We start from the raw sequence: 22964 nt of genomic DNA on the forward strand, positions 1-22964 counted from the left end.
GGTCCTCATGAGCATGCCACCCCCAGGCACGCCCATGAGGACGCTTTCCCTCTGGGCGGCGTCAGTCCTTGACCGCGCCGCCGAGTCCGGCGACCAGCTTGCGCTGCACCGCCACGAAGAAGATCAGTACCGGGATCGTCATCAGAGTCGAGGCCGCCATGATGCCGCCCCAGTCGTTCTCGTCCGGTTTGAAGAAGACCAGGAGGGCGGCCGGGAGGGTCTGGTTGTCCTTGGCGGAGATGATGAAGGTCCTGGCGAAGATGAAGTCGTTCCAGGCCGTGATGAAGGAGAACACGCTGGTGGCGATCAGGCCGGGGGCGACCAGCGGGAAGAGGATGCGCCACAGTACGACCGGGCGGCTCGCGCCGTCGATCATGGCGGCCTCCTCCAGGGCCTCCGGCACGGCCGCCACGAAGCCGCGCATCATCCAGATCGCGAACGGCAGCGAGAACGCCAGGTGGACCAGCACCAGCGAGCCCAGCGTGTTCAGCCCGACCCCGGGCACCGCCGTGCCGATGTCGCGCACCAGGAAGAACAGCGGGATGGTCAGCGCCTCCACCGGCACCATCTGGGCCACCAGGAACATGATCAGCACGGTGGTCCTGAACCTGAACGTGAACCGGGTGACCGCCACCGCCGCCAGGAACGCCACCAGCGCCGACAGCGCCACCACGGTGAGCGCCACGGCGAGGCTGTTGAGCAGGTAGCGGGCGAAGTTCTCGCCGCCGAGCACGCGCTGGAAGTGCTCCAGGGTGGGAGCCAGGGTCCAGGGCCGTACCTGGAGCGACTGGATCTCCCCCGCGGGCTTCAGCGCGGAGAGCGCCATCCAGTAGATCGGGAAGAAGGTGACCACGGCGGCCACGATCGCCACCGTGTTGGCGGCCAGCCGGGCCCGCTTCACAGCCGCTCCCCCGTCCGGTACAGCGCGCGGATGTAGAACATGGTGATGACCAGCAGGATCAGCGTCATGACCACGCCGATCGCCGAGCCGAGGCCGTACTCCGAGGACCCGAACGCGGTCTGGTAGGCGTAGACGTTGAGCACCGAGTTCTGCAGCGCGATGCCGCCGCCGTTGGTCATCACGTAGATCTGGGTGAAGATCTTGAAGTCCCAGATGATCGACTGGATGACCACGATGGTGACCAGCGGGCGCAGCATCGGCAGGATGATCCGCCAGAACGACTGCCACTCCGACGCGCCGTCCAGCCAGGCGGCCTCGCGCACCGAGTGCGGGATGGCCTGGATGCCCGCGTACAGCGTGACCATGACCAGCGGGAACGAGTGCCACACCACGGTCGCGCCGATCACCCCGAAGGCGACCCACTTGTCATAGAACCAGTTGAAGCCGTCCAGCCCGAGCACCTGGTTGACCAGGCCCAGGTCGGCGTCGAACAGGAACATCCACACGGTGGACCCGGTCATCGCCGGGGCCGCCCAGGCGGCCATCGCGGCCAGCGACAGCAGCAGCCGCGGCCACCGTCCCGCCCTGGTCAGCACCACGGCGAGGGTCGCGCCGACGGCGAGCGTGACGACGACCAGCGCCACCGCGAAGATGAGCGTCTGGAGGAGGATGGACCAGAAGCGTTCGTCGCCGAACAGCGTGGCGTAGTTGCCGAGACCGATGAACTTCGTCGGCTCGCCCCCGCTGACCTGGGCCTGCCGGTAGTCGAAGACCGACAGCAGGCCCAGCATGTAGATCGGATAGCCGAACAGCGGCACGAGCACCGCGGCCGCGGGCAGCAGGTAGAGCAGGGGCCGCCCGCGGCCCCGCCGGGTCGCCCGGGGCCGGGCGTGCCGTACACGCCCGGCGAGCGGCGCTGCGGGGATCTGGGTCATGACCGTCCGAACGCGGCGTTCACCGCCGTCGCCGCCTCTTCGGTCGCCTCTTCGACGCTCGACTGCTTGGTCGCGATCTTCTGGAGCATCGTGGGGATGACCTTCTGGTTGTCGATCTTCACCCAGGCCGGGTCGATCGGCACGAACTTGGTGCCCGCCGCCACGGCGTCCAGGAACGGCTTGAGGAAGGAGTCCTTGGCGGCCAGTTCCTCGCGTGCGGTGCTGAGCGTGGGCAGATTGCCCATCGCCTCGTACATCTTGACCTGGTAGGTCTTGCCGGACAGCAACTGCAGGAACTTCACCGCGAGCGACCGGTGCTTGCTGCTCTTCATCACGCCCAGGTTGTTGCCGCCCGCGAAGGCCGGCGCGACCGAGCCGGGCTCGGCGCCGGGCAGCGGCATGACCTCGTACTTGCCCGCGGCGGCTCCGGCGTCCACCGCCGAGCGGTTGAAGTTGCCGAGGATGCCCATCGCCGCCTTGCCGCTGGCGAACAGCTCGACGGTCTTGCCGCCGGTCAGGCTGGCGCACGCCTGCGGCGGGCAGACGTCGTCGCTGAGCAGGTCGGTGTAGGCCTTGACGCCCTTGCGGGACTCGGGGGAGTTCAGCTTCTCGATGTCGCCGCCCGCGTCCCAGACGAACGGCAGCGCCCCGAAGGTGTACTCGCCGCCGACCGCGATGCCGTACAGATCGGGCTTCTTCTCACGGATCGTGCGCGCCGCCTTGGTGAGGTCCGCGATGGACTTCGGCGGGTCCAGCTTCAGTTCCTTGAAGACGTCGGTGCGGTAGTAGAGCGAGCGGATGCCGATGAACCACGGAACGCCGTACAGCTTGCCGTCCACGGTCGCGGACTGGAACAGGTCGGCGGAGATGTCCCCGCGCTCGGACCAGTTCGCGAGATCGGGGCCGAGGTCGGCGAAACCGCCCGCCGCGGCGTACTCGGCGAGGTCGGTGTTGCCGTACTCGGCGACGTCGGGGGCGCTCGCCGGGTCGTTGAACGCGCCCTTGAACCTCTCGTGCCTGGCCGGGGTGGTCGGGATGTAGGTGATCTCGACCGAGGTCCCGGCGTTTGCGGCGGTGAACTCTGCGATGGCCTCCTTGAGGACCTTCTCCTTGGGCGCCCGGTTGGGCTCGTCGAAGAGCCACACGCGCAGGGTGCCCGACTTCTCATCACCACCGGTCGCGGTCGGGGCGGTGGACGGCGCGCAGGCCGCCAGCACCACCAGCGCCGCACCGGCCACGGCAAAGTTAAGAATCTTCACTAAAACCTCCCGATGGCGGCAGACACTAGGAGCGCGTCCACAGCACCGGAAGAGCACGACCGGTTTGTTCTGCATTGCACAACTATGTTGTGCATACGTGACTTTGCCGGGAACCGCTCCTACCTTCTGATCCGGTGACGAACGAAACTGCCGCCGAACGCAACCGGTCGGCCTCCCTGCGGCGGGCGCTCGCCGTACTTGAGCACGTCCGCGACCACGCGGGGCCCGAGTTATCCCTGACCCGGCTCGCCGAGGCGGTCGGGCTGCCCAAGAGCACGGTGCTCAGGCTGACCACGCCGCTGCTGGAGGCCGGGCTGCTGGTACGCGACCGCAGGAGCGGGGCCTACCGGCTGGGCCCGGCCGCGCTGCACCTCGGCCAGGCGTACCTGGCCAAGCTGGACCTGCGCACGGTCGCCGCGGAGGAGTCCCACCGGCTGATGCTGGAGGTCAGCGAGACCGTCCACCTGGTGATCTACGACCCGCCGGACGTGGTCTACATCGACAAGGTGGAGAACACCACCAACGTGCGAATGGCCTCGCGGATCGGCAGCCGCGCGCCCGTGTACTGCACCGCGGTCGGCAAGGCGATCCTGGCCTGGCAGCCCGACCACGTGGTGGAGGAGGTCGTGGCGGCCGGGATGCCGCCGGTGACCAAGTACACGATCACCGACGGCGCGAGCCTGCGCGCCGAACTGGGCCGGATCAGGCAGCGCGGCTACTCGGTGGACGACCGGGAGAACGAGCCGGAGGTGCGCTGCGTCGGCGCGCCGATCTTCAACCAGGCCAACACGGTGACCTCGGCCATCTCGGTCTCCGGGCTGACCTCGCGGATCACCGCGGCGCGGGTGCGCACGCTCGGGCCGCAGGTGGCCGAGGCCGCGCTGCGAATCTCCAGGAAGCTAGGCTCCACCCGCTGAGGCGTTCGAGGCCGCGGCCTCGTCGTACGCCGCGCGAGCGCGGAGCAGGTCCTCCAGGTGCGCGTCGGCCCACGCCCGGCACGCCCCGATCGGCCCGAACATGGTGCGCCCCAGGTCGGTCAGCTCGTACTCCACCCGGGGCGGGATCTCCGGATAGACCGTGCGGGTGACCATGCCGTCGCGCTCCAGGGTGCGCAGTGTCTGGGTGAGCACCTTGGGGGTCACGCCCCGGATCGGCACCCGCAGCTCGGAGAACCGGCGCGGGCCGTGCTCCAGGCAGACGATCACCATGGCGGCCCACTTGTCGCCGATCCTGATCGGCATCGCGCTGGACGGGCAGGCCGGGTCGAACATCTCCGGGTCGAGCGGTTCCTTCACCCGCCTGATGGTAAGTAAGTATCGTTGAAGTAACAAGTACCTGCTGGATACCGTCTCCGACGAGTCGATACGTCGGAAGGCGGACGAAATGCGTGCCATTCGTTTTCATGAGTACGGCCCGGCCGAGGTGCTCCGGCTGGAGGAGGTCCCCGATCCGGTGGCCGGGCCGGGCGAGGTGCTGGTCCGGGTGGAGGGCGCCGGGATCAGCCACGTCGAGACCCAGATCCGGGCGGGCCTGATGCCCGGAATCGCGCTGCCGCTGCCGTTCACGCCGGGGTTCGAGGTCGTCGGTACGGTGGTGGCCACCGGCCCGGACACCGACCCGGCGTGGACCGGCAGGCGGGTGCTGGCCCTCACCCCGGGCGGCGGCGGTTACGCCGAGCTGGCCGCGATCCCGGCGGGGTCGCTGCACCCGCTGCCCGACGGCCTGGACCCGCACGCCGGGCTCGCGCTGCTCTCCTCGGGCGTCGCCGCCGTCGGCGCGTTCGCCGCGGGCGAGGTGCGGCCGGGTGAGACGGTACTGGTGGAGGCCGCCGCGGGCGTGGCGGGCGGGCTGCTCACCCAGCTCGCCAAGCACGCCGGGGCCCGGGTGATCGCCGCGGCGCGGGGCTCGCGGAAGCTGGCCGCGGCCGAGGACAACGGCGCCGACGCGGCGGTGGACTACGGGCTGCCGGGGTGGGGCGACGCGGTGCGCGAGGCGGCGGGCGGCGACGTGCAGGTGGTCTTCGAGACGGTGGGCGGCGAGATCGCGCGGACGGCGTTCGGCCTGCTCGCGACCGGCACCGGCCGGATGGTCCTGTACGGTACGGCCGGCGGCACGCCCCCCGCGTTCGACGTGGCGGACGTCCTCCAGCGGGGGCTCACGGTCCGCGGTTTCGCCTCGGTGCTGCTGCCACCGGAGGAGGTCGCCGGGCTGGTCGGCCAGGTCTTCGAGCACGCGGCGGCGGGGCGGCTGCGGCCGGTGATCGGGGCGGTGTACCCGCTGGCCGAGGCCGCCGCCGCGCATCGCGCCCACGACGAGCGGACGACCATCGGCAAGACGGTTCTCACGCCCTGATTCATCTCAAAGTGTGGCGATCAGGGCGGGCAGTTCGCGCATGTCGGTGAACACGATGGTGTCCTGGCCTTCCAGCCGGGCCGCGGGGGTGAGCCCGCCTGCGTACCCGAAGGAGCGCATGCCCGCGGCGCGGGCCGCCTCGACGCCGAAGCGGCTGTCCTCGACCACCACGCAGCGCGCGGGCTCGACGCCCGAGCTGCGCGCCGCGTACAGGAACAGATCGGGCGCGGGCTTGCCGTGCGGGACCTCGGTACCGCTGAAGATCCGGCCCTCGAAGCGCGCGTACAGGCCGGTCTGCCCGAGGGTCCTGCACATCTTCGCGTGGCTGCCGCTGGAGGCGACGCAGGTGGGCAGGGTGATCGCGTCCAGCGCCTCGGCGATGCCGGGGACCGGGGTCAGCTCGGCCTCCACCGCCTCCCAGTAGAGCCGCAGGAAGCGCTTCTCGACCTCCGCGGTCAGCTCGCCGCCCAGCCGTTCCTCGGTCAGCTCGTTGATCGACTTACTGGTCCGGCCCATGAACAGCTCGACGACCTCGGCCTCGGTGAGCGACCAGCCGAGCTCGTTCAGGATCGCCGTGTGGACCCGGGTGGCGATGTGCTCGCTGTCCACGAGCACGCCATCGCAGTCGAAAATCACCAATTCCACTGGTTCACTCACCAGTGCACGCTATCGGGTGAAGTGCGGCGTTATGAGGTTAGGTGTCCTTCAGGATGCGGCGCAGGAAGTCAGGCGTCTCGACGGCCGGGGCGGCCTCCGTGGCCAGGCGGTTCATCACGTGCGTGTAGTGCGAGACGTCCGCCGGGCGGTCAGGGTAGGTGGCGCTCGCCAGTTGTTCGAGGTACACGACGTCGGGCAGGTCGCGCTCGGGCAGCCGCAGGATGGTCACCGGCCCGCCGGACGCCGCGTGCCCGCCCGCGCTGAACGGCAGGATCTGGATGGTGACGTGCGGCAGCTCGGCCGCCTCCATCAGGTGCCGCACCTGGGCGCGCATCACGGTGGAGCCACCGATCGGCCGGCGCAGCACGGCCTCGTCCAGCACCGCCCACAGCCGCGGCGGATGCGCGGCGTGCAGGATCTGCTGACGCCCCATCCGCAACTCGACGCCGCGGTCGATGCGGGCCTGGGAGACGAAGATGTCGCCGAGGGCGATGACGGCCCGGGCGTAGTCGGCGGTCTGGAGCAGACCGGGCACGAACTGCACCTCGTACGTGCGGATCAGGCTGGCCGCCTGCTCCAGCCCGAGGTAGGCGTGCAGCCAGTGCGGCGTCACGTCGGAGTACGCGCTCCACCAGCCGGGGGTGTTGGCGTGCTGGGCCAGTTCGAGCAGGGTGGCCCGCTCGGGCTCGTCGGTCACGCCGTACAGGGTGAGCAGGTCGGCCACATCCCGGATCTTGCACCCGATCCGGGCCAGTTCCAGCCGGCTGATCTTTGAATGGGACGAACGGATCGCATCCCCGGCCTCTTCCCGGGAGATCCCCCGAGTCTCTCGCAGCGCCCGCAGACGCGCGCCTAAGATCATGCGCGGCACCATGGGCCCGGCGTGCCGCCGCCCACGGTCAAGCGCCGCATCCAGATACTCCGCGGTCTCCAAGTCGGTCACTCCCCAGTCGGCGATCATTACGGACCCTCCAAGCCTCTCACTTGACAGGTGCGATGCACAGCGGGATGACATTCTTGACAATTTTCACATCTCCGACATCCGTCAATCCACCGATGGCTTGATCTTGGATATCTCCCCAGACATGCGACAGGGGTGTCAAGCCTGGCTGCTTGACACCCCTGTCACGGCGTTACGGACTAACCGAATTCCCCGGCCTTCACCCGACCGAGGAACACCCGCCACTCCCGGGAAGGGAAGAAGAGTACGGCGTCAGCGGGAGCCTTACTGTCACGCACGGCAACAAGGCCATTGCGGATGCTCGCCACCTCCACACAGTTGCCGCCGCTGTCACCACTGAAGGAACTCCGCCTCCACACGGCCGTGGGCCTCGCGGTACCAGTCAATCGAAGTCACCAGCCTTCACCCGGTTGAGGAACACTCGCCACTCGCGTGGGGGAAAGTACAGTACGGCCCCGGCGGGTACCCTGCTGTCACGCACGGCGATATAGCCACCTAAGCTGCTCGCCACCTCAACGCAGTTCCCACCACTCCCACCACTGTAGGAACTCCGCCTCCACTCGGCCATCGGCCTCGCGGTACCGGTCAATCGAAGTCACCGGCCTTCACCCGCTTGAGGAACACCCGCCATTCGTCAGGGGAGAAGCAAAGGGCCGGCCCAGTGGAATCCTTGCTGTCCCTGACCCCGACAACCCCGGGAACCCCGTCGGCCACCTCAAGGCAGTCACCACCCCCCGAGCCGCTGTGGCTGCTCTTCCGCCAGACGATATCGGCGAGGTCGGCGATGCTCAGTCTTGGCTTGTCCATTGCTCCCATGCTTCCTGGATGAGCTTCACGGAATGCCCTGAACGATACGCCTCTGCCCGTATTCTTTCATAGCGCGCCAAGACGAGCGCTAGGGCCTCTGGATTCGACGTCACTTCGCCACCGACGGCAGATTCGACTGAAACCGCCATGGGGCGCCGGGGGCCTCGGCCACGCGACAAAGCCTGACATGAGGCCATCGCAGCACTGAGTGTCATGTGGCACGAGTTGTCGGGCTCGATCTCCTCGGCCCACCTTGTGAACCACTCAGGCCCACTCGGTGGGGGCTCGCCGATGCCTTTCGCCAGTCGGGTGAAGAACTGATTCAGCCCGAACAGCCGATCAAGGCCCCGCGCGAAATCCGGTTGTGGTACTCGGGTGGCCCGCTCGACACTGGAGACCAGGCTTGCCGAACATCCACACGCCCGGCCCACCCGCGTCTGAGACAGCCCTGCCTCCTTACGGACCCTGCGAAGTTCACGACCGAACCGCTTTTCCGGCGTATCAGGGCTATTAGGGGGATTTTCCGTCACTTCACCCTCCTGCCCGTGACAGATAGCGCCCTAGAAATAACACAGAGTCATACCGGCCGATACGTGTTTCTGGAGAACTGCTCGCCAAAGTCCACAGAAGTCCAGAGATCCAAGCCGCTGAGCTGCGCCAAAGTAGGCCCACCGACCTCACTCGCCAAAAGACCGGACAGGCCATGACGATAATAGGACAGCCATTCGACACAGCGGGATACGCCCCAAATGAGATGATAAGGAGGATAGTCACTTTGCCCGGCGTGATGGAGAACGCCAGCGTGGTGCGAGAATTGATCAGGCGTCTATGGCAGGCCAATCCCCACCTCAACTCCGACATTCTCGACGATCTCCTCCTTATGGTGTCAGAGCTGTTCAGCAACGCCGTCCGGCACACCTGGTCCGGAGAACCGGGCGGCAGGGTGGGGCTGGCCATCGCGGCGAACGAGAAATGGGTGCGGGTCGAGGTGACCGACGAGGGCTCTCGGTCCATCCCGCAGGCCATGGGCAAGGTGACGGAGGAAGAGGCACTGTCGCCGGGGGGCTGGGGCCTGGCGCTCGTCGGTATGCGCGCGGACACCTGGGGCCACCGCCCGCGCGGCAATGGGCGGGTGGTCTGGTTTGAGAAGGGGTCGAGTGAGGCCGTGGATGGGTGATGTCGGCATGGCGGGAAAGCCCGACAGGCGAAGCTGTGATCATGACATCATGAACGCATCCCCACCGGCCATTCCCGACCCTCCGGGGTCGGCCGGGGTTCAGCTCGCGAGGGCGCGTTTTTGGATGCCGCGGAGCATGGCGCGGCGGGTGAGGCCGCTGAAGGGGCGGACGATCAGCCAGTAGAGGCGGAAGATGCGGCTGGAGCGGGGGTCGGTGGGCTGGACGCGGGTCTCGGTGGTCAGGATGCCGTCGGCGAAGTGGAAGTTCATCGCCGCCCGGTAGCCGGGCCGGTCGAAGCGGGCGTACTCCTCAAGCGGCTCGCCGGTCAGCGGCGTGATGCCGCGCAGCGAGTAGGGGGCCAGTACGCCGACGACCACCTCGTCCGGTTTGCGGCCCACCACCGCGAAGCCGCCGCCGGCGGCGAAGCCCCGGGCGGTGAGGCGGGCGAGGATGGAGGCGTCGGCGGGCGGGCGCGCCCGGCCGAGGGACGCGAGCGTCATGAGCCCCCGGAACAGCGGCGCCTCGCCCCACGTCACCTCTTCGACCGCGCGCATCACCGCCGCCTGCGGAGCGTCGATCACCATCCGGTGCCGCTCCCCGTGCCGCCAAGCCGGAAGGATCTCATCGATCATCGCCATGATCCGCCACCCCCGATGACGTCGCCTGCCACCAGACTACCGATCAAGGCTCCGGATCGGCTCGCCGGTTCTCCAACAGCGCCTTGATCACGGATTCGTGCCCGGAATGGCCACGATCGATCGTGAGCTGCGTGGTGGCCCAGAAGGCGTCCTGGTTCGCGCGCTGATTGTCCAGCTCTCGCATTTTCTGGATATGGTCGTACATTCGATCATGCGACTTCATGAAGGTCGCCTTCAAGTATAAAATCACTCCGGAAGCAATTGCGCTCAGAATGCTCACTCCCACCGTCGTCCCGGTGTCAGGCGCCTTCGTCGCCACGAGGACGACGCCTGACAGCACGGTCGCGAGGCCGATGTACATCGCGATGTGCGAATTGAGCAGTTGACGGTCGCGGAACTGGACGAGCCGCTCGGCCTCGGCCTCGCGCTGGAGTCGCAGCATGGCCCACTCGTCGCGACTGAGGCCGTTCGTCCGGTGCGCCGCCCCGTTCGGGCTGAGCAGGATGCTCTCCCTGATGACGTGGGCGTCGCCGCCGAGCGAGAACAGCACTTCCTGGGTGGGAGGATTCTTGATCTCCATCCATCCTCCCGCGCTACCGGGTGATGGCTTTGCCGACGACGCTTTCCACCAGGGAGATGACGTCCACCTGGACCTCACCATCGACGACCTGAATGAAAGCGAGGTTCTTGCCGGTGCGAATCGCGTGCGCGATCTGCCTGACGACCTCGTCCGCGAACCGTTCGGTCTGCTCTCTGTCGAGCTGCGGGTACCTTCTCGCTATCGCGTCCGCGATCAGCCGCTTTTCCAGTCCCCCGCTCGACCTGCGTAAAATGGCCATGCAGTAACTCCCCCAGACCCGGTCACCCCGCGTATCACGCTGATTGTGAACCGTATTCGCCGGCGCGTCGAGATTCCCGATGGAAACGGCATGTCATGTTGCGCACACGGCGGATAAAGGGTACGGCCGGCGCCCTGCCAGGGGGCGCCGGCCGTACTGGGGGTTGTGCCCCGTCAGGGGCGGGTGATGCGGATGGCGTCGGCGATGATGAGGCCGGTGCCGGAGGTCCAGCGGCTCGCCGCCACGACGTCCTGGGCACCGGCGGCAAGGGGGAAGGTGCCGAGGGGGTGCCAGGTGCCGCCGCCTGCGCGTTGGTCCACGTAGACGGTCTTGTTCCCGTTCGAGGTGGCCACGATGTAGGGGGCCGATCCGTTGTAACCGGGGTCGGCCGGGTACCAGGCCTCCACCAGGTAGTCGCCCGCGCTCGGGATCGTGGCGCGGAACCAGGCCGGGTCGCTGGCGGCCACCGGTTCGGCGTACCGGTAGTCGGCCCCGTGCTTCTGACCGGAGTACGCCGAGGTCTTCCACTCGGCGCTCGCGGTGAAGCCGCCCGCCGTGGCGTTGTCCACGGTGGTCCGCCACTCGGGGGTGTCGCCCCCGGTGACGTACCGCATGTAGGTGGTCCAGTTCCAGTTCGGCCCGGGGTCGGTGTGCGTGGCGCCGGGGACCTCGTTGTGGCCGACGATGGCGGCGCGGGTCTTGGGGATGCCGTACTTGTCGCACAGGTGGCGGGTCAGCGCCGCCGAGGAGCGGTACATCGCGTCGGTGAACCAGGACGCGTCGTTGACGAACCCCTCGTGCTCGATGCCGATGGACCGGGTGTTGTGGTCCCAGTTGCCCGCGTGCCAGGCGATGTCCTTGTCGCGGACCATCTGGGTGACCTTGCCGTCGGACGACCTGATCACATAGTGCGCGGAGACGTTGGCGCTCGGGTTCTGGAACCAGGAGATCGTCCCGGCGTAGGAGCCCTGCGTCACATGGATGATCACGCGGTCGATGGCGTGGCTCGACTCGCGGTTCGCGGCGGTGTAGTTGCCGGAGTCGGCGGGCACCCAGGCGGCGGGCGGGTAGTCGGCGGCGGCGAAGCCGCTGCCGGCGTCGCGGGCGTTGAGGTCGCGGACGTCGGCGTACGGCCCGCGGTCAGCGATGATCTCCTGGGCGGCGACCGTGACGCCCCGCGCCGAGAAGCCGGTGCCGAGCAGTTCGTAGACCGTGTCGGCGTACAGGCGGGCGACTTCGGGGGCCTTGGCGTTGCCGTACTTCGCGACCGCCGTGTACCAGCGACCGGCGTCCTTGCGGGCGGCGGCGTTCAGGCCCGCCTGGTCGGCGTACGAGCGGAGCACGGCCGCGCCGCCGCGGATGTTGACGGCGGTGTCCGCGCGCAGCGCGGCCACGGGCTCGCCGGTGAGTTCGGCGGCGCGTTCGAGGGTGTGCGCGGCCGGGCTGCCGACCAGGTGCATGACGCCGTAACCGCCGCTCGCGCTGGGCTTGCCGCCGTGGCCGTCGAAGTGCGTCTCGGCGTACGCGACCGCGGCCAGCAGGTCGCGCGGCACGTCATGGGCGGCCGCCGCCTCGGCGAACGCGCCCGGGAGCGGATCGGCGGAAGCGGAGGCGGAAGCGGAGGCGGAAGCGGAGGCGGCCGGCGGGAACACGGCGAGCGCCACGAACACCGCGGCGACTAATCGGGGCAGGGCGAAAGTCATGAATGCTCCTCCATCGGGGGGCCGACGGCGAGCACAGTAGCGGCTTTTCATGACTCGTGGTGATAAATAACTTAACTGAGTGGTTAGTGGAAAATTTCCTTCAGGCCAACCGCTCGCGTACCGCCGCGCGGTCGACGCCCAGCCGGCCGATCAGCGCGGCGGCCGGGTCGGGCGGCTCGCAGGACAGCAGCGCCAGCAGCAGGTGGCCGGGCGCGGTCCGCCGGGTCCGCACGGTCGTCGCCTTCACCGCCTGGCGCAGCGCGTCGAGCGCGGCCGAGGTGATCGAGGCCGGCCGCAGCCGGGGGTGCCTGGGCGGCGCGGGCGGGTGGTCCAGCAGCTCGCCGAGGTCGCCCACCTCGATGCCCAGGGCTCGCAGCGCCGCCCGATCGAGGTCGTCGAGCCCCGCGCGGGCCGTCGCCAGGTCCACGCCGAACGCCCGCGCCGCGCCTGGTTCGTGCAGCAGCCCGAGCAGCAGGTGCTCGGTGCTCAACCGGCGGTCGCCGCGCCGCCTGGCCTCCTCCCGCGCGGCGTCGACCACCACGGCGAACGGGCTGTTGGATCGTCCCAGCATGCCGGGCACCTCACTTTCCGTACTTCGCGTGCACGGACTGGCGGGACACGCCGAGCGCGTCGCCGATCTGCTCCCAGGTCCAGCCCTGCTCCCTGGCCGCCGCGACGGAAAGCGCCTCGACTCGCTCGGCCAGCCGGTGCAGCGCGGTCACCGCGCGCAGCGAGACCGCCGGGTCGCCGGACCTGATGCTCTCGGAGATCCGCTCGATGTCCACGCTGTCAGGCTAGGTTGACAAGGCCCGATTTGTCAACCTAGCCTGACAGCCCCTCACCGATCTGGAGGCGAACCATGGACACCGATGTCGTGATCGTCGGCGCCGGGCCGACCGGGCTGCTGCTGGCCTGCGAACTCCGGCTGGCCGGCGTACGTCCGATCGTGCTGGAACGGCGGCCCGAGCCGTCGGACGCCCCCAAGGCCAACGGGCTGGGCGGCCAGATCGTCCGCCTGCTCGACCACCGCGGACTGCTCGCGCCGGTGCGCGAGGGCAGCCCGTACGCCGGGCCGGTGCCGACGTACCCCTTCGCCCACATCCCGCTGGAGCTGTCCCGGCTCGGCGATGACCTCCCGCTGGACGTGGTGCTGATCCAGCAGCCCCGCCTGGAACGGGTGCTCGCCGACCGCGCCGCCGCGCTGGACACCGAGATCAGGCGCGGCCACCGGATGACCGCCCTGTCCCAGGACGGCGAGGCCGTCACCCTGACCGTGGACGGCCCCGACGGGACGTACCGGCTGCGCGCCCGCTACGCCGTCGGCTGCGACGGCGCGAACAGCCCGGTGCGCAGGCTGGGCGGGATCGGCTTCCCCGGCACCACCGATCCGGGCGTGGTACTGCTCGGCCACTTCCGGGCCACCGAGGCCACCGGCGACCTCTACGAGGCCCCCGACATCGAGGTGCCCGGCCACGGCAGGCTCCAGTCCGGCTGGAACCGCACCCCGCGCGGGCGGGTCATCGTCACCTCGCTGCATCCCGGCGTCCACATGGCCGCCGTCCGGGAGAACGACCCGCCTCCCGGCGCGTACGACGACGACGCGCCGGTGACGTTCGCCGACGTCCAGGCCGCCATGACCCGGGTGCTCGGCGGCCCGGTGCCGCTGGGCGAGCCGATCTGGCTGTCCCGCACGACCACCCAGGCGCGGATGGCCGAGCCGTTCGTGGCCGGGCGGGTGCTGCTGGCCGGGGACGCCGCGCACCTGTTCCCGGCGGGCGGCGCGGCGCTCAACGCGGGCATGACCGACGCGCTGAACCTTGGCTGGAAGCTGGCCGCCACCCTGCGCGGCGGCGCGCCGGAGGGACTGCTCGCCTCCTACGCCACCGAGCGCGGGCACGCCGCCGAGCGGACCTTGCTCCAGACCCGCGCGCAGGCCGAGCTGGAGCGCCTGGAGGAGGTGGCCGACGCCGCGATACCCAGGCTGCTGGCCGAGCTGCTGACGTACGAGCATCCGCTGCGGCACGTGGCCGAGCTGATGAGCGGGGCGGACGCGCGTTACGCGATGACCGGCGCGGACCCGCACCCGCTGGCCGGGCGGGTGGTGCCCGACCTGCGGCTGACCCTGCCCGCCGAGGGGGAACGCGGGGTCGCCGAGCTGATGCGGGCCGCCCGCCCGGTGCTGCTCGACCTGGCGGGCGACGCGGAGCTGCGGCAGGCCGCCGGTCCATGGCGGGACCGGGTGGACCTCGTCACGGCCGGATGCGCACGGCCGCCGGCGCGTGCCGTGCTGATCCGGCCGGACGGCTACGTGGCCTGGGCGGGCGACACGCCGGACGGGCTGCCGGAGGCGCTGGCGGCGTGGTTCGGTACGACGGGCGAGATGGTCACGGCGACGCCGGGACCGCCCGCGCGCCCAGCGCGGTGAGCGCGGCCGCGCCCAGCGTGAGCGCCACGCACTGGCCGATCTGTGTGGCGGTCATGGTCTGGGTGATCGCATCGCTGCCCTGGGTCAGCAGGACAGGGATCCGGGCGATCAGCAGGGGCACGGCCAGAATGGCCAGCGCCAGCGGCTGGAAGGGAGACCGGCCCGCCCCGCGCACGAAATGGACGGCCATGGCCCCGAGCAGCCCAAGGCAGGCCAGGCCCACCGGGTCGAGCCACGGCCAGAGAAGCCCCCACTGCGGCAGGTTGAACTGCCTGGGGAACCACACCGCGCTGCTCCCCGTCAGCGCCCAGATCAGCAGGCCGGGCACGATGGGCAGTGCGGCCGGCGCCCATCGCGGCCTTGGGCTGGGAGTGTCGCGGTGGAACCCGGCGACGAGGGCCAGCACCGGCAGCGCGTGGAGCGGGAGGAAGAAGGCCAAGGTGATCGGGTCGTGCCACGTGAGGGCCAGGAGCAGGGCCAGCGCGACCCCCGCGAGCACCTTGGCGGGACCGGCCCAGCCTCGGACCAGCAGCACGGCATAGGCGGCGAACCACAACAGACCGCCCGCCAAGACCATGGCGTTGGACCGTGGGCCAGGGCCGTACTGGAAGAACTCGGCGACGCCCTCGACGCCCATCATCGCGTGGTAGAACAGCCCGAGCACCGCCACCTGCCTGACCACCCGCCCCCAGAGCAGATAGCGGGGCGGCGCCCCCGGCCCGCCCAGGCGGACCCGGACGCCGAGCGTGGCCACGCTGGCGATCTCCGACCAGCGCGGCCGGGCGTTGTCCTCGTCGGACTGACCGGCGGAGCCTTCGAGGAAGGCGGCCACCATCTCCTCCTCGCGCTCGGCGCGGTAGGCGTGCGGCAGCAGCAGGCGGAGCGTCAGCCGGTAGCGGTCTTCGAGCAGGCTCATGCCGTCCCCCACGCCTGGTGGCCCCGCAGCCGGGCGCGGGCGGCCTCGGCGTGCCCGGCCAGCCGGGCCGCCTCGGCGGCGAGGGCGGCGGCGCCGGGCTCGGTGATCCGGTAGTAGCGGCGCAGCCGGCCCTGCTGTACTTCTTCGCGCTCGAACTCGACCAGCCCCTCGGCCGTCAGCCGGTCGAGCACGCCGTACAGCGTGCCGATCTTCAGCTGCACCCGGCCGTCGGAAAGCTCCTCGACCTCGCGCACGATGCCGTAGCCGTGCCGGGGCTCGCCGACCAGCGCGGTCAGAACCAGGAACGCCGGTTCGGTCATCGCTCTGCGATCCATGAGGGTCACTATATCTTGGCAAGCAGGATATCGTGAGCCCCCAGGCGAGCTTGACAGCGCGCATGACGAAGGGGCCCGGCCGATGGCCGGGCCCCTTCAGCGCGCCAAAGCGCGCAATCCCTTTACCTGACCCAGGGCAGCTTGCCCGTCCACAGGTTGGAGGCGTAGCGATAGATCGCGGCGGTCTCGCCGTCGAAGTAGGGGCTGGAGATGCGGTCGTAGCGGTTGTTGGCGTCGGTGTCGAGCGCGAGGCTCACCACACCGTTGATGTAGCCGACCCGCTTGCTGCTGCTGTACTGCTGGATGAACGGGCCGCCGGAGGAGCCGGGCGTGAAGGCGCACTTCACCGCGACGCCCTCGTCGACCTTGTACTTCGGCACGGCCGGACCCGGGTAGGTCTTGCCGTAGCAGTACTTCATCGTCTCGCCGCTGTACGGGCGGTCGCCGTCGGGGTGCGACGCGGTCGGGTAGCCGAACAGGTAGACGTTCTTGCCCACCGGCTGGTTCCAGGCGAAGCCCTGGCCGCCCACCTGGTCGCTGAGCCGGCCGACGTCCTCCCAGCCGCGACGACCCGGCTTCACGCCGTTGTAGACGTTGACGAACGCGTAGTCGCGGTCGTAGTCCTCGAAGTTGGCGAAGTCGTAGTGGGTGTGGAACTTCGCGCCCACGTAGATGCCCCAGTTGGCCTTGCCCTCGTGGTAGCCGGGGACGAAGACGAACTTGTCCACGGCCTGGTTGCTGTCGGTGTCGTACACGCAGTGGCCGGCGGTGGCGACCAGGTTGGCGTACTTCGACTCGATGGCCGAGGCCGAGCAGTAGTAGAGCTGCCCGCCGACCGCGAAGAAGACCCGTCCCACGGTGGTGGGGAGGTTGACGTTCTTGGAGCGGCCCGCGGAGCGGTTGCCCGCGTCGGGGGCGATCATCCCGGGCGAGCCGTCGGCGCCGGCCTTGCGGGAGGTCTTGAACTTACCGGAGGCGTCGGAGTCCTCCGTGTAGTGCTGGGCCGCCTTGAGGCGGGAGGACGTCCAGAACTTCGCCACCGACTGCGCGGCCTTGGCGGAGGACAGCGTCACGGACTTGCGGCCGGGCTTCGCCTCTGCCGTGGTGGCGAGCGACGCGCCGACCACGGTCGTGGCGAGCAGTGCGCCTCCGAGGGGGAGGGCCAGGCGCTTGGCTCGGGTGTTCAATCTTGCTCCTTCTCACATCGTCTACGGCGGACGTGGGTCAGGTCTCCTTGCGCCACGCACCGGTCGAACGTCAGGTCATGGAATGTCAAAGACAGTCCATGGCCACGGTCAAGAGACACAAGAGAAGACCGTAGCCAGATGGATGGGAGCTATGGGGCATAAGTTGTACGCGCCCCCAGACCGTTACTGGTCCGTTACATTTCCCGGTAAACCTTTCAAAGATCCACAAGGCAACCTATACCGGAACTCAACCGCTAAATCACCGTCTGTCACCATGAGGGTGCCTCACGTTCGACTGACAGTAATGACAATTTGTGGCGGACCGATTTACCGTGCCGTTGTCAACTCAAGGACTCCGCGGGGCGGGCGGCGCCCCCGCCGCCGTACGGACCGCACAAAGTTTGATCTGCGCGGCTTGTGCGGATCCGGCATTGGCCGGAGGCCGGGCGCCGACCGATGATCGAACCCATGGACCTGTTGAACACGCTCGTGGACAAGGGACTTCGCTGCGAACCGCCGACCCGGGAGGAGGCGCTGGCCCTCCTCGCCACCACCGACGACGAACTGCTCGACGTGGTGGCCGCGGCCGGAAAGGTCCGGCGGCGCTGGTTCGGCCGCCGGGTCAAGCTCAACTATCTGGTCAACCTCAAGTCGGGCCTGTGCCCCGAGGACTGCTCCTACTGCTCGCAGCGGCTCGGCTCCAAGGCCGACGTGCTCACCTACACCTGGCTGAAGCCGGACGAGGCCGCCGACGCCGCGCACGCCGGGGTGGCCGGTGGGGCCAAGCGGGTGTGCCTGGTGGCCAGCGGGCGCGGGCCGACCGACCGTGACGTGGAACGGGTCGCCGCCACCATCGCCGCGATCAAGGACAAGAACGAGGACGTCGAGATCTGCGCCTGCCTGGGCTTCCTGTCCGAACGGCAGGCCGAGCGGCTGCGCGAGGCCGGGGCGCACGCCTACAACCACAACCTCAACACCTCCGAGCAGACCTACGCCGACATCTGCACCACCCACGGCTTCGACGACCGGGTGGACACCGTGCGCAAGGCCAAGCACGCGGGCCTTTCCGCCTGCTCGGGCCTGATCGCCGGGATGGGCGAGAGCGACGCCGACCTGGTGGACGTGATCTTCGCGCTGCGCGAGCTGGACGTCGACTCGGTGCCGGTCAACTTCCTGATCCCGTTCGAGGGCACGCCGCTCAGCGGGCAGTGGCACCTGACCCCGCAGCACTGCCTGCGCATCCTGGCGCTGGCCCGGTTCGTCTGCCCCGACGTCGAGGTACGGCTGTCGGGCGGCCGGGAGATCCACCTGCGCTCCCTCCAGCCGCTCGCGCTGCACATCGTCAACTCGATCTTCCTGGGCGACTACCTGACCAGCGAGGGCCAGGCGGGCAAGACCGACCTGGAGATGATCGCCGACGCGGGCTTCGAGGTGGAGGAGGCCGGTGCGACCACGCTGCCCGAGCACCGCACGGACGCCACGGCCATCCCCGGCGCCCCGCACACCAGGGGCAGCACGGGCAGCACGGCCGAACCCACGAGCCGGGCCGACCTGGTGGCGGTACGGCGGCGCGGCGCCGGAACGGACCTGCCGCCCAATGCGTGACCGCACCCGCGACCTGCTCGAACTCGACCGGACGCACGTCTGGCACCCCTACGCCCCGATGCCCGGCAGGCACACGCCGCTGCTCATCGACTCGGCCGAGGGCGTCCGGCTGCGGCCCGCCGAACCGGTCGAGGGGCACACCGAACTGGTGGACGCCATGTCCTCCTGGTGGAGCGCCATCCACGGATACCGGCACCCGGTGCTCGACGCCGCGGTACGCGACCAGCTCGGGCGGATGAGCCACGTGATGTTCGGCGGGCTCACCCACGAGCCCGCCGTGCGGCTGGCCGAAACCCTGGTGGACATCACCCCCGAGCCGCTGCGGCACGTCTTCCTGACCGACTCCGGCTCGGTCTCGGTCGAAGTGGCGGCCAAGATGTGCCTGCAGTACCAGCGCTCGCTCGGCCGGCCCGGCAGGCACCGGCTGATGACCTGGCGCGGCGGCTACCACGGCGACACCTTCCACCCCATGTCGGTCTGCGACCCCGACGGCGGGATGCACAGTCTGTGGACCGGCGTGCTGCCCCGGCAGGTCTTCGCCGACGTCCCGCCCGCCGGGTTCGAGGCCGAGCCCGACCCCGGGTACGTCGCCCACCTGGCCGACCTGATCGAACGGCACGCGCACGAGCTGGCCGCCGTCATCGTCGAGCCGGTCGTCCAGAACGCCGGGGGCATGCGCTTCCACTCCCCCGGCTACCTGCGCGTGCTGCGCCGGCTCTGCGACGAGCACGGCGTGCTGCTGGTCTTCGACGAGATCGCCACCGGCTTCGGCCGGACCGGCGAGCTGTTCGCCGCGGACCACGCGGGGGTCTCGCCCGACGTGATGTGCGTCGGCAAGGCCCTGACCGGGGGCTACCTCACCATGGCGGCGGCCCTTTGCACCCCGGAGGTGGCCGAGGTGATCGGGCGCGGGGAGTTCCCGGTGCTCGCGCACGGGCCGACGTTCATGGGCAACCCGCTGTCGGCCGCCGTCGCCAACGCCTCGCTCGGGCTGCTGCTCGGCCAGGACTGGCGGGCGGGGCTGCGCCGGATCGAGACGCGGCTGCGGGCGGGCCTGGCCCCGGCCGCCAAGCTCGACAACGTCCGTGACGTGCGGGTGCTCGGCGGGATCGGGGTCGTGCAGCTCGGCCACGAGGTGGACATGGCCGCCGCGACCAGGGCGGCGGCCCGGCACGGGGTGTGGCTGCGCCCGTTCCGGGACCTGATCTACACGATGCCGCCCTACGTCATCGGCGACGACGATCTCGACCTGGTCGCCGCCGCCATGATCGCCGCGGCCGACGCGGGGTGATCGCTCGCTGATCACCTGCTGATCGTCCGGGGAGGGTGGGGCGGAGCCGCCCTCCCCGGGCTTCTCCGGCTCCTACGGCTCCTACAGGAGGTCGGGCTTGTTGGTGACGATGCCGTCCACCTTGTAGGAGATCATCCGGCGGATCGCGGCCGGGTCGTCCACGGTCCAGGCGAAGACCTTCAGCGAACGGGCGTGGGCGCGCCTGACGTAGTCGCGGGTGAGGTCGCCGTAGGGGACGTTCACCAGGTCGGCGTACCGCGCGAGCGCGCCCAGCCGCCCGGTCGCCGGGGTGCCGAGCAGCGCGACGGGGACGCCGGGCAGCAGCCCGTGGAACCTCCGCATGGAGTCCCAGTCGAAGGACTGGACGATCACCCTGCCCGAGTTCGGCCAGGCGCCGTGGCGGCGTAACTCACGGGCCACACGGGATTCGATGCCCGGGTAGCGCCCGGGTTCCTTGATCTCCAGCAGCAGGCCGAGGCCGCTGCCGTCCATCGCACTCAGCGCCTCGCCCAGGGTCGGCACCCGCTCCTTGGCGTAGTCGCCGGAGAACCACGATCCGGCGTCCAGCCTGCGGATCTCGGCCAGCGTGAAGTCCTGGACCGCCCACGGGCTCCGGCCGGGGAAGACCCTCTCGGCGTCGGTGGTGCGGGCGAGCGTCGCGTCGTGCACCAGGACCAGCGCGTGGTCCTTGGTCTCGCGGACGTCGAGTTCGAACATGTCGGCGCGCTGTTCCTGGGCCAGCGCGAAGGCGGCGATGGTGTTCTCGGGGGCGTACGCGGACGCGCCGCGGTGGGCGACGGTGACGACGGAGGTGGCGGCGGTGGCGGGGACGGTGACGGCGGTGAGAGTGGCGAGGGTGGTCGTGCTGACAAGGACGAGTCGCCGGAACAGCCGGAACACGGGTCTCCTCAAGCCTGGGGATCGACCGACACCCCGAAACTGACCACGGCGCATGACGGCAAGTTAATAGTGGAGTGGCCGCATGATGCCGGGAAAGTGAGCATCAGGCGCGACAACACGCCAAGATCCGCCGTGGCGGCGAGAGACCAGGGGCCTTACCGGCGGCGGGGGCGGGTGCGCGTGAGATCGAAGGTGGCGATGGTGGCGAGGGCGTAGGCCAGGTGGGGTACGGCGTCGCTGAGCCAGCCGGTGGCGCCCCAGGTGCGCGGATCGGTGAGGCGCAGCGCGGTGAGCGGGGCGTTGCCCGCCACGGAGGCCAGCACGGCCACCGCGCCGACGTCGAGCGGGCGGGTACGCCGCCGCGCGGTCGCGTACCGGTACAGGCCGTACGCCGCGCCGACCCCCACCCCGGCGGCGATGCCGAGCATGGGCCCGAGGCCCTGCCTGCGGTTGTCGGCCGTGCCGCCCTCGCCGAGGTCGGCGTGCACCCGATCCGCCAGCACGCCCGCCGCCTGCTCCGGCAGCCCGCTCGCGGGCCGCCCGCGCAGCGCCATGTCCAGGTAGGTCACGGTGTTGAGTACCGTCGTGCCGGCCGCGCCCGCGGCGGCTCCCGCCACGACATGCCGGGCCAAAGTCGCATTCCGCATGCCCGCCCGCCTAACCCGGCAGGCCCCCGCCAAACCCGCCGATGGCCAGAGTCAGCTCAGCCGGTGGTCGCTCATGAAGGCGGCGAACTCCGGCAGCGAGATCAGGCCGTCGCCGTCGGCGTCGACCATCCGGACGGCCTCGGCGGCGCGCTCGCCGGTGATGGGCGCTCCGAGGGCGCGCATCAGAGACGCCAGCTCAGTGGCCGAGATGCGTCCGTCGCCGTCGGTGTCGACGAGCCGGAACGTGGGCGCGTATTCGTCGATGTCCGCCACGGTCTCACACCTTTCCCAGGGATGATCGATTCGCAGACTATGGCGCATACCCGAATCCGGCCGCAACTTTCGCGGCGCACCCGACTTATGGGGGCGTCTGCGGGGGGCGGGCGGTGGCGCGGAGACCCGCCAGGCGGGCCGGGTCGGGCCAGCGGGCGCCGTGCGCCCACCCCGCCCGCTCGAACCAGTGGATCAGCCGGGCGCTCGGATCGAACTGGCCGGGCAGCACGCCGTGCCGGGCGCAGGTGGGATCGGCGTGGTGCCAGTTGTGCCAGCCCTCACCGAGGGTCAGGAAGGCCACCCAGCGGACGTTGGACGATCGGTCGCGGACCCGGAACGGCCGGTCGCCGAAGGTGTGCGCGACGGAGTTGACCGACCAGGTGACGTGGTGGACCACCGCGTACCGGACCAGCCCCGCCCAGAACAGCGCCGACCACGCGCCCGCCCACGACATCGACCACAGCCCCCCGGCCAGCGCGGGCAGCGCGAACGAGGCCGCCACGACCACCGGATAGGCCGCGTCGAAGCGCCGCACGTCGGGGTCGGCGAGCAGGTCGGGCACCCAGTGCCGCCTGCTGGAACGGCGGCGGGCGGTGTAGAACCAGCCGACGTGGGCGTGCAGCATGCCGCGCAGCAGGGCCGCGCCGGTGTCGCCGTAGCGCCATGGGGAGTGCGGGTCGCCCTCGCGGTCGGCGTACTTGTGGTGGCGGCGGTGCTCGGCCGCCCACAGCGTGACCGGGCCCTCCACGGCCATGCCCCCGGCCAGCATGAGCGCGACGCGCAGCGGGCGGCCGCACTTGAACGCGCGGTGGGTGAACAGCCGGTGGTAGCCGATGGCGATGCCGAAGATGCTCACGAGGTACATCACCACGGCGAGGGCCAGGTCGCGCGGGCCGACGCCCCACCCCCAGGCGGCCGGTATCGCCGCGGCGAGCAGCAGCAGCGGGAGCACGACGAGCACGATCAGGTAAGCGGTGCGGCGGCCGGTGGTGACCTGCACCGTCTCCGCCGTGGCCGGCCTGGGCGCGGACGAGGGGGGCACGCTCGCTCCTGACATCAGGTGATCGACAGAGAACAGACCGCATTCAATTGAACGCCCGTGACCGCCGATCAGGCAGTGGCCGGAGAGTTAGAAGTCAATCACCGCATGGAGTT

At 70.1% G+C, this 22964-nt stretch carries 29 protein-coding genes; 6 read left to right on the forward strand and 23 right to left on the reverse strand.

The annotated features are described in order from the left end of the window. Window positions 1-61 precede the first annotated feature (61 nt). The 3 genes from DP939_RS25430 to DP939_RS25440 are packed head-to-tail and all read right to left on the reverse strand — an operon-like array spanning window position 62 to window position 3095. Window positions 62-901, reverse strand: coding sequence for a carbohydrate ABC transporter permease (locus tag DP939_RS25430; RefSeq protein ID WP_113983294.1), 840 nt, complete (start codon window positions 899-901; stop codon window positions 62-64). Continuing rightward, complete coding sequence (locus DP939_RS25435; RefSeq protein ID WP_113983295.1) at window positions 898-1836, reverse strand: carbohydrate ABC transporter permease; 939 nt, start codon at window positions 1834-1836, stop codon at window positions 898-900. Before DP939_RS25435 ends, DP939_RS25430 begins: the two co-directional genes overlap by 4 nt. Beyond that, window positions 1833-3095, reverse strand: coding sequence for an extracellular solute-binding protein (locus DP939_RS25440; RefSeq protein WP_113983296.1), 1263 nt, complete (start codon window positions 3093-3095; stop codon window positions 1833-1835). The genes DP939_RS25435 and DP939_RS25440 overlap by 4 nt, the downstream gene beginning before the upstream one ends. Window positions 3096-3229: 134 nt before the next feature. On the opposite strand from DP939_RS25440, the gene DP939_RS25445 reads away from it, so the two are divergent. After that, the gene (locus tag DP939_RS25445; RefSeq protein ID WP_113983297.1) at window positions 3230-4012 is read left to right on the forward strand and encodes an IclR family transcriptional regulator; all 783 of its coding nucleotides are present in this window, start codon (window positions 3230-3232) and stop codon (window positions 4010-4012) included. Here the strand turns inward: DP939_RS25445 and DP939_RS25450 are convergent. Then, window positions 3995-4390, reverse strand: a complete 396-nt coding sequence (locus DP939_RS25450; protein ID WP_113983298.1) for a winged helix-turn-helix transcriptional regulator — start codon at window positions 4388-4390, stop codon at window positions 3995-3997. The two genes, DP939_RS25445 and DP939_RS25450, sit on opposite strands and share 18 nt — an antisense overlap. An 88-nt stretch (window positions 4391-4478) precedes the next feature. Here DP939_RS25450 and DP939_RS25455 point away from each other — a divergent pair, with 88 nt between their 5' ends. Continuing rightward, the gene (locus tag DP939_RS25455; protein ID WP_113983299.1) at window positions 4479-5447 is read left to right on the forward strand and encodes a zinc-binding dehydrogenase; all 969 of its coding nucleotides are present in this window, start codon (window positions 4479-4481) and stop codon (window positions 5445-5447) included. 6 nt (window positions 5448-5453) lie between these two features. Here the strand turns inward: DP939_RS25455 and DP939_RS25460 are convergent, their stop codons facing one another. The 6 genes from DP939_RS25460 to DP939_RS49355 form a co-directional block, all read right to left on the reverse strand. Next, window positions 5454-6104 (reverse strand): HAD family hydrolase, encoded by a 651-nt coding sequence (locus tag DP939_RS25460; RefSeq protein ID WP_113983300.1) that lies wholly within the window; start codon window positions 6102-6104, stop codon window positions 5454-5456. A gap of 37 nt (window positions 6105-6141) precedes the next feature. After that, window positions 6142-6966: a helix-turn-helix domain-containing protein gene (locus tag DP939_RS25465; RefSeq protein ID WP_318656312.1), complete on the reverse strand. Its 825-nt coding sequence runs from the start codon at window positions 6964-6966 to the stop codon at window positions 6142-6144. 278 nt (window positions 6967-7244) lie between these two features. Then, entirely contained in the window at window positions 7245-7424 is a 180-nt protein-coding gene (locus DP939_RS25470; RefSeq protein WP_318656313.1) for a DUF397 domain-containing protein, read from the reverse strand. A 23-nt stretch (window positions 7425-7447) separates the two neighbouring features. Continuing rightward, window positions 7448-7633, reverse strand: coding sequence for a DUF397 domain-containing protein (locus DP939_RS25475; RefSeq protein WP_113983302.1), 186 nt, complete (start codon window positions 7631-7633; stop codon window positions 7448-7450). A 17-nt stretch (window positions 7634-7650) separates the two neighbouring features. Continuing rightward, entirely contained in the window at window positions 7651-7881 is a 231-nt protein-coding gene (locus DP939_RS25480; RefSeq protein ID WP_225878490.1) for a DUF397 domain-containing protein, read from the reverse strand. Further along, window positions 7854-8402 carry a helix-turn-helix domain-containing protein gene (locus DP939_RS49355; protein ID WP_158578689.1) on the reverse strand — a complete coding sequence of 183 codons (549 nt, stop codon included), beginning with the start codon at window positions 8400-8402 and terminating at the stop codon, window positions 7854-7856. The genes DP939_RS25480 and DP939_RS49355 overlap by 28 nt, the downstream gene beginning before the upstream one ends. A 254-nt stretch (window positions 8403-8656) precedes the next feature. Here DP939_RS49355 and DP939_RS25490 point away from each other — a divergent pair, with 254 nt between their 5' ends. After that, window positions 8657-9049 carry an ATP-binding protein gene (locus DP939_RS25490; RefSeq protein WP_225878503.1) on the forward strand — a complete coding sequence of 131 codons (393 nt, stop codon included), beginning with the start codon at window positions 8657-8659 and terminating at the stop codon, window positions 9047-9049. Window positions 9050-9148: 99 nt separating this feature from the next. On the opposite strand, the gene DP939_RS46310 is transcribed toward DP939_RS25490, so the two are convergent. The 6 genes from DP939_RS46310 to DP939_RS25525 form a co-directional block, all read right to left on the reverse strand. Further along, window positions 9149-9688 carry a hypothetical protein gene (locus tag DP939_RS46310; RefSeq protein WP_158578690.1) on the reverse strand — a complete coding sequence of 180 codons (540 nt, stop codon included), beginning with the start codon at window positions 9686-9688 and terminating at the stop codon, window positions 9149-9151. A gap of 43 nt (window positions 9689-9731) precedes the next feature. Next, entirely contained in the window at window positions 9732-10268 is a 537-nt protein-coding gene (locus DP939_RS25505) for a hypothetical protein (protein WP_113983308.1), read from the reverse strand. 13 nt (window positions 10269-10281) lie between these two features. Continuing rightward, window positions 10282-10527, reverse strand: coding sequence for a hypothetical protein (locus tag DP939_RS25510; RefSeq protein ID WP_113983309.1), 246 nt, complete (start codon window positions 10525-10527; stop codon window positions 10282-10284). A gap of 173 nt (window positions 10528-10700) precedes the next feature. After that, window positions 10701-12230 (reverse strand): golvesin C-terminal-like domain-containing protein, encoded by a 1530-nt coding sequence (locus DP939_RS25515; protein WP_113983310.1) that lies wholly within the window; start codon window positions 12228-12230, stop codon window positions 10701-10703. 100 nt (window positions 12231-12330) lie between these two features. Then, window positions 12331-12801, reverse strand: a complete 471-nt coding sequence (locus DP939_RS25520; RefSeq protein ID WP_113983417.1) for a Clp protease N-terminal domain-containing protein — start codon at window positions 12799-12801, stop codon at window positions 12331-12333. A 10-nt stretch (window positions 12802-12811) separates the two neighbouring features. After that, on the reverse strand, window positions 12812-13015 hold the full coding sequence (locus DP939_RS25525) for a helix-turn-helix domain-containing protein (RefSeq protein ID WP_111168782.1): 204 nt from the start codon (window positions 13013-13015) through the stop codon (window positions 12812-12814). Window positions 13016-13089: 74 nt separating this feature from the next. On the opposite strand from DP939_RS25525, the gene DP939_RS25530 reads away from it, so the two are divergent. Then, entirely contained in the window at window positions 13090-14655 is a 1566-nt protein-coding gene (locus DP939_RS25530) for an FAD-dependent monooxygenase (protein ID WP_113983311.1), read from the forward strand. Here DP939_RS25530 and DP939_RS25535 read toward each other — a convergent pair. The 3 genes from DP939_RS25535 to DP939_RS25545 all read right to left on the reverse strand — a co-directional run bounded on the left by DP939_RS25535 (window position 14615) and on the right by DP939_RS25545 (window position 17093). Next, window positions 14615-15571, reverse strand: coding sequence for a hypothetical protein (locus DP939_RS25535; RefSeq protein WP_147268133.1), 957 nt, complete (start codon window positions 15569-15571; stop codon window positions 14615-14617). The genes DP939_RS25530 and DP939_RS25535 overlap by 41 nt on opposite strands. Then, complete coding sequence (locus DP939_RS25540; protein WP_225878491.1) at window positions 15568-15906, reverse strand: PadR family transcriptional regulator; 339 nt, start codon at window positions 15904-15906, stop codon at window positions 15568-15570. Before DP939_RS25540 ends, DP939_RS25535 begins: the two co-directional genes overlap by 4 nt. A 122-nt stretch (window positions 15907-16028) precedes the next feature. After that, window positions 16029-17093 carry a trypsin-like serine peptidase gene (locus DP939_RS25545; RefSeq protein WP_113983314.1) on the reverse strand — a complete coding sequence of 355 codons (1065 nt, stop codon included), beginning with the start codon at window positions 17091-17093 and terminating at the stop codon, window positions 16029-16031. 468 nt (window positions 17094-17561) lie between these two features. Here DP939_RS25545 and bioB point away from each other — a divergent pair, with 468 nt between their 5' ends. Beyond that, entirely contained in the window at window positions 17562-18698 is a 1137-nt protein-coding gene (bioB, locus tag DP939_RS25550) for a biotin synthase BioB (RefSeq protein WP_113983315.1), read from the forward strand. Next, window positions 18691-19989 (forward strand): adenosylmethionine--8-amino-7-oxononanoate transaminase, encoded by a 1299-nt coding sequence (locus DP939_RS25555; RefSeq protein ID WP_113983316.1) that lies wholly within the window; start codon window positions 18691-18693, stop codon window positions 19987-19989. Before bioB ends, DP939_RS25555 begins: the two co-directional genes overlap by 8 nt. Before the next feature lie 81 nt (window positions 19990-20070). On the opposite strand, the gene DP939_RS25560 is transcribed toward DP939_RS25555, so the two are convergent. From DP939_RS25560 to DP939_RS25575, 4 genes are all read right to left on the reverse strand, one after another. Beyond that, window positions 20071-20889, reverse strand: coding sequence for a glycerophosphodiester phosphodiesterase (locus DP939_RS25560; RefSeq protein ID WP_225878492.1), 819 nt, complete (start codon window positions 20887-20889; stop codon window positions 20071-20073). A gap of 155 nt (window positions 20890-21044) precedes the next feature. Next, entirely contained in the window at window positions 21045-21536 is a 492-nt protein-coding gene (locus DP939_RS25565; RefSeq protein ID WP_113983318.1) for a hypothetical protein, read from the reverse strand. 51 nt (window positions 21537-21587) lie between these two features. After that, on the reverse strand, window positions 21588-21809 hold the full coding sequence (locus DP939_RS25570; protein WP_113983319.1) for an EF-hand domain-containing protein: 222 nt from the start codon (window positions 21807-21809) through the stop codon (window positions 21588-21590). 85 nt (window positions 21810-21894) lie between these two features. Then, entirely contained in the window at window positions 21895-22851 is a 957-nt protein-coding gene (locus DP939_RS25575) for an acyl-CoA desaturase (protein ID WP_225878493.1), read from the reverse strand. Between the last annotated feature and the right edge of the window lie 113 nt (window positions 22852-22964).

Origin of the sequence: Spongiactinospora rosea, from assembly GCF_003315795.1 — a bacterium.
GTDB lineage: Bacteria > Actinomycetota > Actinomycetes > Streptosporangiales > Streptosporangiaceae > Spongiactinospora > Spongiactinospora rosea.

Bases quoted from the DNA above. Each gene is read 5' to 3' on its own strand.
- DP939_RS25435 (WP_113983295.1), bottom strand. From the start codon at position 1,836: ATGACCCAGATCCCCGCAGCGCCGCTCGCCGGGCGTGTACGGCACGCC.
- DP939_RS25455 (WP_113983299.1), top strand. From the start codon at position 4,479: ATGCGTGCCATTCGTTTTCATGAGTACGGCCCGGCCGAGGTGCTCCGG.
- DP939_RS25465 (WP_318656312.1), bottom strand. From the start codon at position 6,966: ATGATCTTAGGCGCGCGTCTGCGGGCGCTGCGAGAGACTCGGGGGATC.
- DP939_RS25475 (WP_113983302.1), bottom strand. From the start codon at position 7,633: ATGGCCGAGTGGAGGCGGAGTTCCTACAGTGGTGGGAGTGGTGGGAAC.
- DP939_RS25480 (WP_225878490.1), bottom strand. From the start codon at position 7,881: ATGGGAGCAATGGACAAGCCAAGACTGAGCATCGCCGACCTCGCCGAT.
- DP939_RS46310 (WP_158578690.1), bottom strand. From the start codon at position 9,688: ATGGCGATGATCGATGAGATCCTTCCGGCTTGGCGGCACGGGGAGCGG.
- DP939_RS25505 (WP_113983308.1), bottom strand. From the start codon at position 10,268: ATGGAGATCAAGAATCCTCCCACCCAGGAAGTGCTGTTCTCGCTCGGC.
- DP939_RS25510 (WP_113983309.1), bottom strand. From the start codon at position 10,527: ATGGCCATTTTACGCAGGTCGAGCGGGGGACTGGAAAAGCGGCTGATC.
- DP939_RS25515 (WP_113983310.1), bottom strand. From the start codon at position 12,230: ATGACTTTCGCCCTGCCCCGATTAGTCGCCGCGGTGTTCGTGGCGCTC.
- DP939_RS25520 (WP_113983417.1), bottom strand. From the start codon at position 12,801: ATGCTGGGACGATCCAACAGCCCGTTCGCCGTGGTGGTCGACGCCGCG.
- DP939_RS25530 (WP_113983311.1), top strand. From the start codon at position 13,090: ATGGACACCGATGTCGTGATCGTCGGCGCCGGGCCGACCGGGCTGCTG.
- DP939_RS25535 (WP_147268133.1), bottom strand. From the start codon at position 15,571: ATGAGCCTGCTCGAAGACCGCTACCGGCTGACGCTCCGCCTGCTGCTG.
- DP939_RS25540 (WP_225878491.1), bottom strand. From the start codon at position 15,906: ATGGATCGCAGAGCGATGACCGAACCGGCGTTCCTGGTTCTGACCGCG.
- bioB (WP_113983315.1), top strand. From the start codon at position 17,562: ATGGACCTGTTGAACACGCTCGTGGACAAGGGACTTCGCTGCGAACCG.
- DP939_RS25555 (WP_113983316.1), top strand. From the start codon at position 18,691: ATGCGTGACCGCACCCGCGACCTGCTCGAACTCGACCGGACGCACGTC.
- DP939_RS25565 (WP_113983318.1), bottom strand. From the start codon at position 21,536: ATGCGGAATGCGACTTTGGCCCGGCATGTCGTGGCGGGAGCCGCCGCG.